Source organism: Ornithinimicrobium sp. F0845 (genome assembly GCF_023015765.1).
Lineage (GTDB): Bacteria > Actinomycetota > Actinomycetes > Actinomycetales > Dermatophilaceae > Ornithinicoccus.
In genome coordinates this window covers 29,614-45,231 of the sequence record NZ_JALKAL010000020.1, presented here as the reverse complement: position 1 = coordinate 45,231, position 15,618 = coordinate 29,614, and the positions used below count along the sequence as shown (strand labels likewise).

General features: G+C 68.0%; 14 protein-coding genes. 11 read left to right on the top strand and 3 right to left on the bottom strand.

The window, feature by feature from the left end; genetic code table 11:
• Positions 1 to 119: 119 nt before the first annotated feature.
• The 3 genes from MWU75_RS19005 to nrdR form a co-directional block, all read right to left on the bottom strand.
• On the bottom strand, positions 120 to 488 hold the full coding sequence (locus MWU75_RS19005) for a hypothetical protein (protein ID WP_247093916.1): 369 nt from the start codon (positions 486 to 488) through the stop codon (positions 120 to 122).
• 246 nt (positions 489 to 734) lie between these two features.
• Positions 735 to 3,626, bottom strand: coding sequence for a vitamin B12-dependent ribonucleotide reductase (locus MWU75_RS19000; protein WP_247093914.1), 2,892 nt, complete (start codon positions 3,624 to 3,626; stop codon positions 735 to 737).
• A 151-nt stretch (positions 3,627 to 3,777) separates the two neighbouring features.
• Positions 3,778 to 4,266 (bottom strand): transcriptional regulator NrdR, encoded by a 489-nt coding sequence (gene nrdR / locus MWU75_RS18995; RefSeq protein WP_247093912.1) that lies wholly within the window; start codon positions 4,264 to 4,266, stop codon positions 3,778 to 3,780.
• A 486-nt stretch (positions 4,267 to 4,752) separates the two neighbouring features.
• Between nrdR and MWU75_RS18990 the strand changes: the two genes are divergently transcribed.
• The 11 genes from MWU75_RS18990 (at position 4,753) to MWU75_RS18940 (ending at position 15,587) form a co-directional block, all read left to right on the top strand.
• Entirely contained in the window at positions 4,753 to 5,664 is a 912-nt protein-coding gene (locus MWU75_RS18990; RefSeq protein ID WP_247093910.1) for a hypothetical protein, read from the top strand.
• Between the two features lie 9 nt (positions 5,665 to 5,673).
• A complete protein-coding gene (locus MWU75_RS18985; RefSeq protein WP_247093908.1) occupies positions 5,674 to 6,207 on the top strand; it encodes a DoxX family protein in 534 nt (177 codons plus the stop codon).
• Between the two features lie 32 nt (positions 6,208 to 6,239).
• A complete protein-coding gene (locus MWU75_RS18980) occupies positions 6,240 to 7,079 on the top strand; it encodes a fumarylacetoacetate hydrolase family protein (protein ID WP_247093907.1) in 840 nt (279 codons plus the stop codon).
• Between the two features lie 89 nt (positions 7,080 to 7,168).
• Entirely contained in the window at positions 7,169 to 8,443 is a 1,275-nt protein-coding gene (locus MWU75_RS18975) for an amino acid ABC transporter substrate-binding protein (protein ID WP_247093905.1), read from the top strand.
• Between the two features lie 83 nt (positions 8,444 to 8,526).
• The gene (locus MWU75_RS18970) at positions 8,527 to 9,408 is read left to right on the top strand and encodes a branched-chain amino acid ABC transporter permease (protein ID WP_247093903.1); all 882 of its coding nucleotides are present in this window, start codon (positions 8,527 to 8,529) and stop codon (positions 9,406 to 9,408) included.
• Positions 9,405 to 10,583 carry a branched-chain amino acid ABC transporter permease gene (locus MWU75_RS18965; protein ID WP_247093901.1) on the top strand — a complete coding sequence of 393 codons (1,179 nt, stop codon included), beginning with the start codon at positions 9,405 to 9,407 and terminating at the stop codon, positions 10,581 to 10,583. The genes MWU75_RS18970 and MWU75_RS18965 overlap by 4 nt, the downstream gene beginning before the upstream one ends.
• On the top strand, positions 10,580 to 11,308 hold the full coding sequence (locus MWU75_RS18960; RefSeq protein WP_247093899.1) for an ABC transporter ATP-binding protein: 729 nt from the start codon (positions 10,580 to 10,582) through the stop codon (positions 11,306 to 11,308). The genes MWU75_RS18965 and MWU75_RS18960 overlap by 4 nt, the downstream gene beginning before the upstream one ends.
• Positions 11,301 to 12,005, top strand: coding sequence for an ABC transporter ATP-binding protein (locus tag MWU75_RS18955; protein ID WP_247093897.1), 705 nt, complete (start codon positions 11,301 to 11,303; stop codon positions 12,003 to 12,005). The genes MWU75_RS18960 and MWU75_RS18955 overlap by 8 nt, the downstream gene beginning before the upstream one ends.
• A gap of 75 nt (positions 12,006 to 12,080) precedes the next feature.
• Positions 12,081 to 13,550: an aldehyde dehydrogenase family protein gene (locus MWU75_RS18950; RefSeq protein ID WP_247093895.1), complete on the top strand. Its 1,470-nt coding sequence runs from the start codon at positions 12,081 to 12,083 to the stop codon at positions 13,548 to 13,550.
• Positions 13,547 to 14,836 (top strand): CoA transferase, encoded by a 1,290-nt coding sequence (locus MWU75_RS18945; RefSeq protein WP_247093894.1) that lies wholly within the window; start codon positions 13,547 to 13,549, stop codon positions 14,834 to 14,836. The genes MWU75_RS18950 and MWU75_RS18945 overlap by 4 nt, the downstream gene beginning before the upstream one ends.
• On the top strand, positions 14,829 to 15,587 hold the full coding sequence (locus MWU75_RS18940; protein WP_247093892.1) for an enoyl-CoA hydratase/isomerase family protein: 759 nt from the start codon (positions 14,829 to 14,831) through the stop codon (positions 15,585 to 15,587). Before MWU75_RS18945 ends, MWU75_RS18940 begins: the two co-directional genes overlap by 8 nt.
• Positions 15,588 to 15,618 lie beyond the last annotated feature (31 nt).

The window sequence follows — 15,618 nt, the reverse complement described above, 5'->3', positions numbered from 1 at the left end:
AGCCCGTAACGACTACGAGGGTCATCACTACGGTGGCTCGCACCCTGGTGTTCCTCACAGCCGGATCTTTGCACGGACGGCCGCCGGTCCGCCCGATCGCCACGACCGGATTTGCCGCGTCAGGCGCCGGTTTCCCGGGGCGGCGTCACTGATCCGTCGTCATCGACGACATAGACGTCAATCCGCAGCTCCTCACGCACCCACGCAGGGACGCGTTGGACGGCCTCGGCTGCTCCAGTCGGCACCACGACGGCGAATCGCGTGGTCTCCGAAGGTCTGGTCGGAGGCATGCGACGCAACAGTTGACCGAACATTGTGTCTACATCGAGGCCCACGGCAGCGGTGCGTCCTTTGGCCTCCGCGAGAAGGTTGCAGCCGTCCTTGTGAGCGACTATGTCGACGAAGTCGACCTCGCGCGAGACGGACCACCCTTCTGAGGTCAGGTATTCACAGAAGGCCTGAACCACCCGAACTTCGTCGCCTCTCATGACCCCATCGTATGGAAGCGATGGCGCACGCACCTGCCACGGGGCGCTTGTTGGGCCCACCGCCCCCGGGTTGCGTCATACCGCCGCGTAGGACCGCCTTCGCCTTCAGGAGTCCGCCGCTTCTGCGATGGGAAGTCATCTCGATGCCGTGAGTGAGGGCCGCAACCGGGAGTTGACCCCAGACATGGCGCCGCCGTGGTGCGGGGCAGGTTGGTTACTCCCCCGCACCACGGCGGAACTTGTGGGTCAGCTGCAGCCGCTGGTGGAGCCGCAGCCTTCGCAGACATAGCAGGAGCCGGCGCGCTGCATCTTCGTGCCGCAGGTCATGCACATCGGGGCGTCAGCCGACTTGCCCTGGAACTTGTCCATCAGCTCGGCCGAGGAGTGCACCCCGGCGCTGACCTCGCGGGCCGCGGGCGCCTCGGCGTCCACCTTGTCCTCGACCTCGGGCTTCTCCGCCTTCTTCGTGGAGGTGGCCACGGACTGGCTGTAGGACTCCAACTCGTCCTCCACCGACTCATCGTCTGAGTCGCCCGAGGCTGAGCCAGGCAGATAGGAGCCAGTCTCCAGCTCGCGGGACCGCTCCTCGGCGGAGTGGATGCCCATGTAGTCGCGGGTCTCGAAGTCCAGGTAGTCCAGCGCCAGGCGGCGGAAGACGTAGTCCATGATCGACTGCGCCATGCGCACGTCCGGGTCGTCGGTCAGGCCAGCCGGCTCGAAGCGCAGGTTGGTGAACTTCTCGACGAAGGTCTCCAGCGGCACGCCATACTGCAGGCCGATCGAGACGGCGATCGAGAAGGCGTCCATCACGCCGGCCAGGGTCGAGCCCTGCTTGCCGAACTTCAGGAAGATCTCGCCCAGCGTCTCGTCGTCGTAGGTGCCGGCGGTCAGGTAGCCCTCGGCGCCGCCCACGGAGAACGACGTGGTCTGGCTGGTGCGGCGCTTGGGCAGGCGCTTGCGGACCGGGCGGTACTCCACGACCTTCTCGACCTTGGCCTCGGCAGCGCCGTCGGCCTTGTCCTTGGCGGTCGAGCCACCGTCGGACAACGGCTGACCGACCTTGCACGCATCCCTGTACACGGCCAGGGCTTTCAGGCCGAGCTTCCAGCCCTGCAGGTAGACGTCGGCGATCTCCTCGACCGTCGCGGACTCCGGCAGGTTGACCGTCTTGGAGATCGCACCGGACAGGAACGGCTGGACGGCCGCCATCATCCGGACGTGGCCCATCGGCTTGATGGCCCGCTCGCCCATCGCGGTGTCGAAGATCTCGTAGTGCTCGGTCTTCAGGCCCGGGGCGTCGATGACGTGCCCCTTGTCGGCGATGTGCTCGACGATCGCCTCGATGGTCTCCTCGGCGTAGCCGAGCATCTTCAGTGCGCGCGGGATCGTCTGGTTGACGATCTGCATGGAGCCGCCGCCGACGAGCTTCTTGAACTTGACCAGCGAGAAGTCCGGCTCGATGCCGGTCGTGTCGCAGTCCATCATGAAGCCGATGGTGCCGGTCGGCGCCAGGACCGAGGCCTGGGCGTTGCGGTAGCCGTTCTTCTCCCCCACCTTGACGACCGAGTCCCATGCCTTGGTGGCGGCCTTGTGGACGGCGGAGTCCATCACGTGCAGGGTGCGGATCTCGTCGTTGGCGGCCTGGTGCTTGCGCATGACGCGCTTGTGCGCGTCGGCGTTCTGCGCGTAGCCGTTGTAGGGACCGACCACGCCGGCCAGCTCGGCCGAGCGCTTGTAGGCCGCGCCGGTCAGCAGCGAGGTCAGCGACGCGGCCAGCGCCCGACCACCCTCGGAGTCGTAGCCGCGGCCGGTGGCCATCAGCAGCGCGCCGAGATTGGCGTAGCCGATGCCCAGCTGACGGAAGTTGCGGGTCGTCTCACCGATCGGCTCGGTCGGGAAGTCGGCGAAGCAGATCGAGATGTCCATCGCGGTGATGACCAGCTCGGCGACCGCCTGGTACTTCTCGACGTCGAAGGTGTTGTCCTCGCGCAGGAACTTCAGCAGGTTCAGGCTGGCCAGGTTGCACGAGGAGTTGTCGAGGGACATGTACTCCGAGCAGGGGTTGGACGCGGTAATCCGGCCGGTCTCGGGGTTGGTGTGCCAGTCGTTGATGGTGTCGTCGTACTGGATGCCCGGGTCGGCGCACTCCCAGGCGGCCTTGGCCATCTTGTTGAACAGCTCGCGGGCGTCGACGGTCTCGATGACCGAGCCGTCCTTGCGGGAGCGCAGCCCGAACTCCCCACCCTCCTCGACTGCACGCATGAACTCGTCGGAGACGCGGACGGAGTTGTTGGCGTTCTGATACTGCACCGACACGATGTCGGCGCCGCCCAGGTCCATGTCGAAGCCGGCGTCGCGCAGCGCGCGGATCTTGTCCTCCTCGCGCGCCTTGGTCTCGATGAACTCCTCGATGTCCGGGTGGTCCACGTCGAGCACGACCATCTTGGCCGCACGACGGGTCGCACCACCGGACTTAATGGTGCCCGCGGACGCGTCAGCACCGCGCATGAAGGACACCGGGCCGGAGGCGGTGCCACCGGAGGACAGCAGCTCCTTGGAGGAGCGGATGCGCGAGAGGTTCAGACCGGCACCGGAGCCGCCCTTGAAGATGAAACCCTCCTCCTTGTACCAGTTGAGGATGGAGTCCATCGAGTCGTCCACGGAGAGGATGAAGCACGCGGAGACCTGCTGCGGGCTGGAGGTGCCGACGTTGAACCACACCGGGGAGTTGAAGCTGAAGATCTGGTGGATCAGCGCGTAGGTGAGCTCGTGCTCGAAGATCTCCGCGTCCTCCTCGGTCGCGAAGTAGTCGTGGTCCTTGCCGGCCTTGACATAGGTGAGCACGACCCGGTCCACGAGCTGCTTGAGGCCGGTCTCACGGGCCTCGGTGCCGAGGGCGCCGCGGAAGTACTTCGTGGTGACGATCGTCGAGGCGTTGACCGACCAGAAGTCGGGGAACTCGACGCCGCGCTGCTCGAAGATGGTCTCGCCGGTCTTCCAGTTCTGCTGGACGACATCACGCTTCTCCCACGTCACCTCGTCATAGGGATGGACCCCGGGCGTGGTGTAGATGCGCTCGATCTTCAGGCCCTTGCCGGCCCGACGCGAACGAGACCGTGCAGCGCTCGTCTCCGTCATAATCCTGACTCCTCTGTTGGTTGTACTGGACCCTTGGTACTTCAACGTCTTGTGCTGTCCTGCTAGTCCTGCTCCGGCGGCTCACAACCACCGTCCCACCGACCACCGACAGTCCTCTCAAACCTCCGGTGACCTGCAGGGATGCCCTGCGCTACGGCATACTCCCCGCCGTGTCGGGCTCGCTCCCTGTCGCCTCGCGCTCGGCGCGGAGCAGGGTGATCGCCCCCTCGAAGTCCTCCAGGCTGTCGAACGCCTGGTAGACGCTCGCGAACCGCAGGTAGGCCACCTCGTCCAGGCACCGCAGCGGCGCCAGGATCGCCAGGCCGACCTCGTGGGCGTCGATCTCGGCCTGTCCCTGGGAGCGGATGGTCTCCTCGACCTGCTGCCCCAGGATCTGCAGCTCGTCCTCGGTGACCGGCCTGCCCTGGCACGCCTTGCGCACCCCGGCGAGGACCTTGTCGCGGCTGAACGGCTCGGTCGCGCCGGAGCGCTTGATGACCGAGAGGGTGGCGCTCTCGACGGTGCCGAACCGGCGCCCGCACTCGGGGCACTGGCGGCGACGCCGGATGACGGTCCCGTCCTCCTGGACGCGGCTGTCCACCACGCGGGAGTCAGTATGACGACAGAATGGGCAGTGCATCTTCCTGACCTCCTCGTGGGTCTCGCAGGCGGCCCTGACGGGCTTGGCCTGTGTGTTGAGATGGGGACTTCCTGTGGATGACGTGTGGGTCACGCCCTCCGGCTGTGCACAACATGTGGACGAACCACATGTGTGTAACTACTAGATATAGGGATGTTAGGCACGATGTGACCTACAGCGCAACAGGACGCGCCCGAGAGTTTTGGGGCTGATGTGATCTCGCAGGTCAGCGCCCTGTAGCTCTGCCCCGGCTCGGCGCGTCGCCACCCCGCGATCCGACTCACCGACGGCTCACACATGCCCCGACCAGATCACGAGAGGCAGGGGCGGATCGGCGGTCAGGAAAAAGAGTCGGATCCACACTCTTGACAATCCGACGATTCAATGTGTTGAATGTATCCATCCGGGTCGAGAGCGACCCCCGGCGACCCAGAGTCACAGCAGCAGGCGCAACCGCACTTGCCCTCAAGGAAGAGGTACCTCGAGATGAAGCCACTCGTGCAGCGGCTGGGATACATGTCCGTCTATGCGACCGACCCCGAGCGTGTCGCAGAGGACACCGCCAACAACATCGGTGCCCGGGAGGTGGGGCGTGAGGGTGACAGCATCCTGATGTCGTCCAACCAGCGGCACGCCGAGTACATCATCCACAAGGGCGAGGCCAACGTGCACTCGGTCTGTGGCTTGGAGGCCGTGAGCCCCGATGCCATCGACGAGGTCAAGCGTCGGGTGCAGGCCGCCGGCCTGGAGATCGTCAGTGACGTCCCGTCGCGGGCCGCGATCCAGAAGTCGATCACCTTCGCCACCTCCGAGGGTCACGTCTTCGAGGTGCACACCCCGATGCCGAACGACCGCCCCGGCCGATACGCCGGCCCCGGACTGCGTCCCCGCGCGGTCGATCACGTCAACTTCACCGCGGCCGATCCTGCACTGTGGGCCCACGAGATGAACGCGAGCTGTGGCCTGTTGCTCAGCGAGCGCACCACCGGGCACGAGATCTCCTGGATGCGCGCCGCCGACGGCCGCCACCACACGGTCGCCGTGGTCAAGAGCGACGGCGCCGGTCTGCACCACACCAGCTGGGAGTACCACTCCTTCCAGGACTTCAAGGGCCTGGCCGACGCGCTGATCCCCGAGGACCGTCGCCTCGTGTGGGGTCCGGGCCGCCACGGCGCCGGTGACAACCTCTTCCTCTACTTCCTCAACTCGGCCGACTTCCTGCTGGAGTGCACCGCCGAGATGGAGATCATCCACGACGACTACATGGAGCCCCGCGTGGTCGACCCGGGCGAGAACCTGTCCAACTACAAGGTGGTCAACCAGTGGGGGGCACTCCCCCCGATCGAGTGGGTCGACCACTTCACTGGCCTGGCCCCCGAGTCCAGCCACTCCGCCTGACCCCGAGCCATGGACGTCACCTCGGTCGACCTCGGCCTTCTCATCCTGCGTGTGGGCCTGGCGCTCATCCTGTTCGCCCACGCCACCCAGAAGCTGCTCGGCTGGTTCTCGGGCTCGGGGCCAGAGGCCTCAGCCAAGCTCTTTGAGCTCCTCGGACAGCGCCCGGGCAGGGCCATGGTCTATCTCGCGGCCACGTGCGAGATGGCCGCTGCGGTCAGCCTGCTCCTCGGCCTCCTGGTGCCACTGGGCGTCGCCGTCGGAGTGGGCACGATGCTCGTGGCCGGCTCCTCGCTGACCCAGCTCAAGGGCACTTTCTGGAATGCCGCCGGCGGCGGCGAGTACCCGTTCTTCATCGCCCTGGTGATCGCCGCCCTCGGCTTCCTCGGCCCGGGCACGATCGCGCTCGACGATCGCCTGTCCCTTCCGCTGGACGACCAGCCGCTGCTGCGGGGCACCATCGCGGTCGCCGTGGCTCTGGTCGCGGCGGTGCCGCCGATCCTGCGCGGCCGGCAGGCCGTGCGCGCCACTCTCCCCACCGCCTGACCCCACTACCCACACACGGAAAGAGATTACGCATGCCTCTCATCGGTTATGTCCAGGACGGCGTCCGTCACATCGGCGAGCTTGAGGACGACACCGTCTACCCCGTCGCCACCGTCGCGGACTTCTACAAGAACCCGACGACCAGGGTCACCCGCGCCGGCGAGGGGATCCCACGTGACCAGATCACCGAGGCCCCGTTCATCCCCGAGACCGCACGGGTCTTCTGCGTGGGCATCAACTACCACTCCCACGCCGAGGAGTCCAAGCGCGGGGCGGGCCAGGACCTGCCCAAGTTCCCGATGGTCTTTGGTCGCTGGCCCTCCACCCTGGTCACCAACGGCACGAAGGTGCCCGTCCCGCCCAACGAGGGTCTGGACTGGGAGGCCGAACTCGCCGTCGTCATCAAGGACAAGGTGTGGCTGGCCGACAGGGCCAGTGCGCGCGACCACGTCCTGGGCTACGCGGCGTTCAACGACCTGAGCGCTCGCGCAAAGCAGCTGGCGACGACCCAGTTCGCACTGGGCAAGAATGCCGACCGCAGCGGTCCGATCGGCCCGGCCCTGTTCCTTCCGCAGGAGATCGAGGACGTCGACAACCTGGAGATCCAGTCCCGGGTCAACGGCGAGACCATGCAGAGCGCCAACACCCGCGACCTGATCTTCTCGATCGAGGACATCATCGCCTACATCACCGACACCATCACTCTGCTGCCCGGTGACGTCATCGCCACAGGCACCCCCGGCGGTGTCGGCCTGGGCCAGACCCCGCCGCGCTATCTCAACCCCGGTGACGTGGTCGAGGTGGAGCTCAGCACCATCGGTGTCCTGCGCAACCCCATCGTCGACCGCGCGGACATCGCCTCCGAGCTCTGACCCTTCCGCACCAGCAACTCCCCCGTGACATCCACCGCGTGACCCCGGGCGGCTTCCCCCTTGCCGCCCGCCCCGAAAGGATTGCTTCAATGAAGAAGAACTCGCGTGCCTTCTCAACCCTCGGCAGCATCGCTGCCCTCAGCCTCATCCTCGCCGCGTGTGGCACCTCCAGCGGTGGCACCGACGGCAACAGCAGCACCGGCGGCTCCGACGCCGGCGGTTCCGAGGACCCCATCCGGGTCGGTGGAACCCTCGCGCTCAGCGGGCCGCTGGCCGCCACCGGTGAGATCCACCGGTTAGCCGGCGAGCAGTATGTCGAGTGGCTCAACGACAACGGCGGCCTGCTGGGCCGCGAGGTCGAGTGGGTCCTGCTCGACGACGAGAGCAACCCGCAGACCTCAGCCGCGGCCTACAACCGGCTGATCTCGCAGGAGAACGTCGACCTGTTGATCGGCCCCTACGGCACGGCCAACATCACCGCGGCGATGGACGTCGCCGAGCGCAACGAGATGGTCTTCCCGCAGCACTCGGCCACCCTCACCTACGCCTATGACTACGACCGGCACTTCCCGCTGTTCGCCAGCGGGATCGACTCCAGCCGCACCGTCTCAGAGACGATCTTCGATGCCTATGCGGAGCTGGCCGACGAGGCACCGCAGACGGTCGGCTTCGTGGTCAACCAGAACCCGGCGACCGACTTCATCGCGCACGGCCACGAGGACGCGCCCGGCTCGGTGCAGGTGGCCCAGGAGAGGGGCCTGGACGTCGTCCTCGAGGTCGACTTCCCGCAGGGCAACACCGACTGGGGCCCCATCGCCCAGCGCATCAAGGACGCCGACCCCGACCTGCTGTGGGTGGGTGCCCTCGGTGGCGACTCTCCGGCGCTGCTGGCCGCACTGTCTCAGATCGGCTGGGAGCCGCGCCACCAGTTCCACCTCTTCCCCGCTCCCGGTCTGCTGCTCGGCGCCGGTGAGGTGGCTGAGGGAGCGACCAGCACCACGCTCTACGAGCCGCAGGAGCCCTATCTCTCCTTCGAGGGCGGTCAGGATGTGTCCGAGATGTTCACCGCCGCTGCGGAGGAGGCAGGCCTGCCCTACGCGGTGGCCGAGATGCAGGCTGGCCTGTCCTGGGCGACGTGGCAGACCATCACTGCCGGGGTCGAGGGCGCCGGCAGCCTCGACCAGGGCGAGATCGCCGACTACCTGGTCAACAACTCGATCGAGACCGTCCTCGGCGAGATCGACTTCGACCCGGAGCAGAACAACTACTACGGCGACCTGGTCGCGATCAAGCAGATCCAGGACGGCGAGTTCACGGTCGTCTACCCGGCTGACAAGACGGCCGACGGCACGACCATCAACTAGAGGCGACAGCCGTCGTCGGGCCGGGCCGCTCACCCGGTCCGGCCCGACGTCGGACGCGCCCTGCGCGCGGGAAAGGAACTGCGATGCAGCAATGGATACAGGCCCTGATCACCGGGCTGCTGCTGGGCGGTTTGTATGCGACGCTGAGCCTCGGCTTCTCCCTCACCTGGGGACTGCTGCGCACCATCAACTTCGCCCACTTCGGCTTTGCGCTGCTGGCGAGCTATGTCACCTATGAGCTGTCCACCGTCCACGGGTTCGACCCGCTGCTGACCCTGGTGGCGACAGTCCCGATCGGTGTCGCCCTGTCGCTGGGGCTGCAGTGGTTCGTCTCCAAGGTCAAGCTCGACATGTTCGGCACCCTGGTGGCGACATTCGGTCTGTTGCTGGTCCTGGAGGCCGCGATCTCCAGGTACTGGCTGCAGGACCTGCGCCGCATCCCCACGGAGAACAACCCCTGGTTGTCCAACGTGCTGTCGGTCGGTCCGTACACGATGCCGGTGGTGCAGATCCTGGGCCTGGTCGCCGCGGTCGCCCTGTGCGGCTTCAGCTGGTGGCTCCTGCAGCGCAGCAGGGCCGGCTATGCCATCCGCGCCAGTGTCGAGAACCCCACGATGGCTCGGGCCTTCGGGATCGACGCCACGCGTCTGGGCTACCTGATCGCCGCGATCAGCGGGGTGTCGGTCGCCATCGCCGGGTCGATGATCGGCATCCTCTATGCCCTCTCGCCCGCCTCGGCACTGATCTGGGTGCCGGTCACGCTGGCCGTGGTGCTGCTGGGCGGCCTGGCCAACCCGGTTGGGGTGGCCATCTCCGCCACCGCCCTGGCACTCGCGGAGTCCTTCACCCGGCAGTTCGCCGATCCCTCGCTGGCCCAGCTGGTCGCCCTCGGGATCCTGGTGATCGTCCTGCTGTTCAAGCCCTCCGGGCTGTTCCGACCCACCGTGGAGGTGAGCGAGCGATGACCGCCACACAGACCCGCGCCCCCGAGGCACCGACCCGCCCGACCGACAACGCCGCCCGCCGCTGGACGACCCCCGGCGTGCTGCTGGTGCTCGTCATCGGTCTCGCCGCGCTGCCGACGCTCCAGGAGAGCCTGGGGCTGGATGCCTACCTCATCGTCTTCGGCTACACGCTGTTCTTCTGGGTCACCCAGGCCAGCGCCTGGAACCTGTTCAGCGGCTTCTCCGGCTACCTGAACTTCGGGCACGCCATCTTCTACGGTGCCGGCGTCTACGTCACGGCGAACCTGGCCCGCGAGAGTGATCCCAACATCTTCGTCGCCATCCTCGGTGGGGCGCTCGCGGCGGCCGTCGTGGCCGCGCTGATCGGCTACGTCATCTTCCACCGTGGTCTGGCCCACGAGATCTTCGCCCTGTTCACCTTCGCCCTGGCGATCGCCATCGGTGTCCTGGTGCGCAACGTCGACGCCATCGGCGGTGGCGGCGTGCTGATGGTGAGCATGGTGACCTATCCGGAGTTCCTCGGCTCGGTCAACGAGATGCTCTACTATCTCGGTCTGCTGCTCGCCGTGGTCGCCGTGGTCGCCGCCGCCCTGGTGCAGCGGTCCCGGCTGGGCCTGGGCCTCTTCGCGATCCGGGATGACGAGCGGGTCGCCGAGACCATGGGGGTCCCGACCTTCCGCTACAAGATGATCGCCCTGGTGCTCGCGGCCGCGATCGGCGGCGCCAGCGGTGCCCTCAATGCGGTGATGATCTCCTTCATCGAGCCCGAGGCCACCTTCGGCATCGACGTCTCGGTCATGGTCGTGCTGATGGCACTGGTCGGCGGCCGCCGGCACTGGGCCGGCCCGGTCATCGGCGCTGTCCTGATGTTCTCCCTCAGCGACCGCCTCACCGGCCTGGGCATGACCGAGCTGTCCCAGCTGCTCACCGGCTTGCTGCTCGTCGTGGTGATCGTCGGCCTCAAGGGCGGCATCCACGAGCGCTGGCAGCGACGGCCGCGGGCCGGGCTGATCACCTTCCTCGGCGTGCTGCTGGTGCTCCTGGTCACCGGCCTCGGCGGCGGCTTCATCGGTGCCCTCCTCTTTGCCCTCCTGGCGATGATCGTGGTGCTGGTGGTGCCGGACGCCTGGTGGGCACGCCTCGTCAACCGATCGCGAGAGGGGCAGCCCAGATGAGCACCGACATCCTGCGCACTGATGCCGTCACGAAGACTTTCGGCAACCTGCGCGCCCTGGACCAGGTCACCATGAGCGTCCGCGACGGCGAGATCCTCGGCCTGGTCGGGCCCAACGGGTCGGGCAAGTCGACGATGATCAACGTGCTGTCCGGATTCCTCCGGCCCAGCGGCGGTCAGATCCACTTCGGCGACACCCGGATCGACACCCTGGCACCGCACAGGGTCGCCGAGCTGGGGCTGGCCCGCACCTATCAGATCCCCCGGCCGTTCTCCACGCTCAGCACCCTGGAAAACGTCATGGTCGGCGGTTCCTTCGGCCGTGCGCGCACGGACCGGGACCCCCGCACCACGGGGATGCAGTGGCTCGAGTTCGTCGGCCTGGGAGACCAGGCGGACGACGCCGCGGAGAGCCTGACGCTCCACCAGCGCAAGCAGTTGGAGCTGGCCCGCGCCCTGTCCTGCGAGCCGCGGCTCATCATGCTCGACGAGGTCCTGGCCGGGCTCAACCCGACCGAGATCGAGGGTGCCATCGAGCTCATCAAGAGCATCCGGGACCTCGGGATCGCGGTCGTCTTCGTGGAGCACAACATGCGGGCGGTCAAGGGGCTGTGCGACCGGTTGTTCGTCCTGCAGTCCGGCCAGCAGATCGCCGAGGGCGACCCCGCGACCGTCCTGTCCGACCAAGCTGTCATCGACGCCTACCTGGGGAGCCAGCATGCTTGAGGTCACCGACCTGTCGGTCTACTACGGCGAGGCCCGGGCACTTGAGGACATCTCCATCACGATGGACCAGGGCGAGGTGGTCGCGGTGCTCGGCGCCAACGGCGCGGGCAAGTCCACCCTGGTCAACACGATGGCCGGGATCATCCCCGCGCGCAGCGGGCAGGTCCTGCTGGACGGCGCACCCCTGCAGAGGCTGGCCTCCCACAAGGTGGTCGGCGAAGGCATCGCGCTGGTGCCCGAGGGGCGGATGCTGTTCAACCAGCTCACCGTGGCCCAGAACCTCAAGCTCGGGGCGTACTCGCTGGACGACCGGTCCGAGATCGGGGCGCTCCAGCAGACGGTCTACGACCTGTTCCCGATCCTGCACGACCGCCGGGACCAGAAGGCCGGCACGCTCTCCGGCGGGCAGCAGCAGATGGTGGCGATCGGCCGTGCGCTGATGGCCCGCCCGCGCTACCTGCTGATGGACGAGCCGTCCCTGGGCCTGGCCCCGATCATCGTCGACGACATGTTCGACCTCATCGTCCGGGTGCACGAGATGGGCATCGGCGTGCTCGTCGTCGAGCAGAACGTCGCACGCACCCTCGAGATCTGCGACCGTGGGTATGTGCTGGAGCAGGGCACCCTCGCACTCTCCGGCACGCGCGAGGAGCTGCTCGGCTCCTCCGCCGTGCGCGAGGCCTACCTGGCCATGTGACGCCCCCGGCCAGGGCGACGCACCCGGCCATCCGGCATACCTCTCCCCGACCCTTCAAGACAAAGGACACGAAAGATGACTGCTGTGGATGCCTCCCCCAGGACGTGGGGCATGGTGATCGGTGGCGAGTGGGTTGCTGCGGCCGCTGGTGAGGTCATCGAGGTGATCACCCCGGTTGATCGCACCCAGGTGATCGCGACGGTCCCCCGCGGGCGGGAGGCGGATGCGGATCGCGCGGTGCGGGCCGCTCGTGAGGCCTTCCCCGCGTGGGCTCAACTGCCGTTCCCCGAGCGGCAGCGGTTGCTGCTCCAGGTCGCGGACCGTCTCGAGGCTGCCCTGGAGGAGATGGCCGAGCTCACCGCGCTCGACACCGGCAACGCGATCCGCACCCAGGCCCGGCCCGAGGCCCGGACCCTGGTGGACTGCTTCCGCTACTTCGCCGGCCTGGCCGGTGAGGTCAAGGGCGTGACGCTGCCGACTGCTGACGACCAGTTGCAGTACACCCGCCGTGAGCCCCTGGGCGTGGTGGCCGCGATCCTGCCGTGGAACAGCCCACTGATGATCGCGGCGTTCAAGCTGCCCGCGGCGCTGGTGGCGGGCAACACCGTGGTGGTCAAGGCCGCCGAGGACGCCCCGCTCTCGGTGCTGCGGCTCGGTGAGATCTGCGCCGAGGTGCTCCCGGCCGGTGTGCTCAACGTGCTCACCGGCTATGGCGCCGAGCTCGGTGAGGCGCTGGTCGTGCACGAGGACGTGGACAAGGTCTCCTTCACCGGGTCGACGCCGGTGGGGCAGGGCGTCGGCGCCAAGGCGGGCGGCCGGTTGGCGCACTACTCCCTTGAGCTGGGTGGCAAGAGCCCGTGCATCGTCTTTCCCGACTCGTGCACCGACGAGGTCGTCGAGCAGGTGCTCCTGGCCAGCCGCTTCGCCCGGCAGAGCCAGTCCTGCACGACCGGTTCGCGCCTGTTCCTGCACGAGAGCATCCACGACGAGTTCCTGGACAAGCTGGTCGCCCGCGTCGCCCAGCTGACGGTCGGGGATCCGCGCGAGGAGGCCACCGACATCGGCTGCATCATCAATGAGAAGCAGTGGAACCGCGTGCAGGAGTATGTCGTGGAGGGCACCACCTCCGGGACGATGCAGGTCGCCTACGACGGTCGCGAGGCCCTCGACGTGCCGGAGAGCGGGTTCTTCCATGCCCCCGTCATCCTCACCGGCGTCGACAACTCCTGGCGGATCGCGCAGGAGGAGATCTTCGGCCCCGTGCTGGTCGCGATCCCGTGGAAGGAGGAGGACGAGGTGGTGCAGCTCGCCAACGCCTCGCACTACGGCCTGGCCGCGTTCGTCTTCAGCAAGGACATGGGCGCCGCGCTGCGCACCGCGCACCGGATCGACTCTGGGTGGGTGCAGGTCAACCAGGGCGGCGGCCAGGTGGTCGGGCAGTCCTACGGCGGCATGAAGAGCAGCGGCGTGGGTCGCGAGCTCTCACTGGAGGGCATGCTCGAGGGCTTCACCCAGATCAAGCAGATCAACGTGAAGCTCTCATGACGACGGACCCACAACCCGCGGCCGAGGCCCCGGCCTCCGTTCCCGTCGGCGGCGCTGGTCCCCTCGCCGGCACCTTGGTGGTCGATCTCAGCCGCGCCCTGGCAGGCCCGCACGCCGCGATGATGATGGCTGACCTCGGCGCCCGCGTGATCAAGGTGGAGTCCCCTGGTCACGGTGATGAGTCCCGGACCTGGGGTCCGTTCGTGCCCAACCCGGACGGCGAGGGTGAGACCGGTGTCTACTTCCTGTCGTGCAACCGCAACAAGGAGTCCATCGCCCTGGACCTGAAGTCCGAGGACGGACGCGCGGTCCTGGCTCAACTCATCGAGCGGGCCGACGTGCTCGTGGAGAACTTTCGCACCGGGGTGCTCGAACGGCTCGGCTTCGACGAGGAACGCCTGCACGAGCTCAACCCCCGCCTCGTCGTGCTGTCGATCACGGGCTTCGGCCACGACGGCCCCGAGGCCGGTCGTGCCGGCTATGACCAGATCGCCCAGGGCGAGGCCGGCCTGATGTCGATCACCGGATCCGGCGCTGAGGATCCACAGAGGGTCGGCGTGGCCATCAGCGACGTGCTGTCCGGGATGTACGGCGCCTACGGCGTGGTCTCCGCGCTGCTCGAGCGCCAGCGCACCGGCCGCGGGCAGATCGTGCGCACCTCCCTGCTCGCCTCTGTCGTCGGCGTCCATGCCTTCCAGGGCACCAGGTGGACCGTGGCGGGTCAGGTGGCGACGCCGTTCGGCAACCACCACCCCACCATCTCGCCCTACGGCCTGTTCCGTTGCCAGGACGGCGCCGTCCAGATCGCCTGCGGCAACGACCGCCAGTGGCGGGCACTCGGTGCCGCCCTGGAGCTCGAGATCCCCGAGGGCGACCTGGCCACCAACGCTGAGCGGGTCGAACGGCGCGATGAGGTGACCGCCCTGATCGAGGCAGCCCTGTCCACGATGAACCGCGAGGCCGTGCTGGAGACGATGAACCGGGCCGGCATCGCCGCGGGTCGGGTGCGGAACATGCCCGAGGTCTACGGCTGGGACCAGACCCGGTCCCAGGGCCTGGTCATCGACGTCGAGCACCCCGTGCTCGGCGACATTGACCTGCCCGGACCGCCGCTGCGCTACTTCGGGCTCGGCCAGGGCGATGAGGTCACCCGCACCACGCACGAGGCGCCCCCGCTGCTCGATGAGGACGGCGCGGCGATCAGGGCATGGCTCCGCACCGCTGCACCGTCACCGCAGGCTTCGGAGGCCGTCCGGGCGCGTGACGGCGAGGCACAGGATGACTGACCTCGACGACAGGGTGCTCCTGCGGGTGGACCAGGAGGTCGCGACGCTCACGCTCTCCAGGCCGGGCAAGCACAACTCGCTCACCCGGAGGATGTGGCGGCAGCTGACCGAGCACCTGACCGGGCTCGCCGACGACCCGCACGTCCGGATCGTGGTCGTCCGGGGTGAGGGGACGACCTTCTCCTCCGGTGCCGACCTGCCCGAGGTGATCGAGGCCGCCGGCAGCGACGAGTCCGCCCGCGCCTTCTGCCAGGAGGTGGCCGGGGCACTGGTGGCTCTGGCAGCCAGCCCGAAGGTCACCGTCGCCCTGCTGTCGCACCACGTCTCCGGGGGCGGGGCGGAGATCGCGCTGGCCTGCGACCTGCGCATCGCACAGGATGACGCCCAGTTCTCGGTGCCCGTCGCCCGGATGGGGCTGGTCCCTGACCGGCTCACCGTCCGACGGCTGATCTCCCTCGGTGGCCCGGCCACGGCCCGGGCGGTGCTCCTGCTCGCCAGGCGGCTCGACGCCGCGCACTGCCTGCGCGTCGGCCTCGTCGACGAGGTTGTCGTCGCTGGGGGGCTGGACGGGGCGCTCGCGTCGCTGCGGGAGGACCTGAGCCGGACGGTCGAGTACTCCACCACCCACACCAAGGCGCTGGTGCTGCGCGAGGAGGAGCTGGCTGCCGGCGACCTGGTCGAGGAGTTCGTGGCGTCGATGGTCCACGGCGGCGTCGCGGACCACGGCCGGGCGCACTACTCCAGCCTCTGACACCAGCGCGTTGAGCGTGGTGACCTGGCTC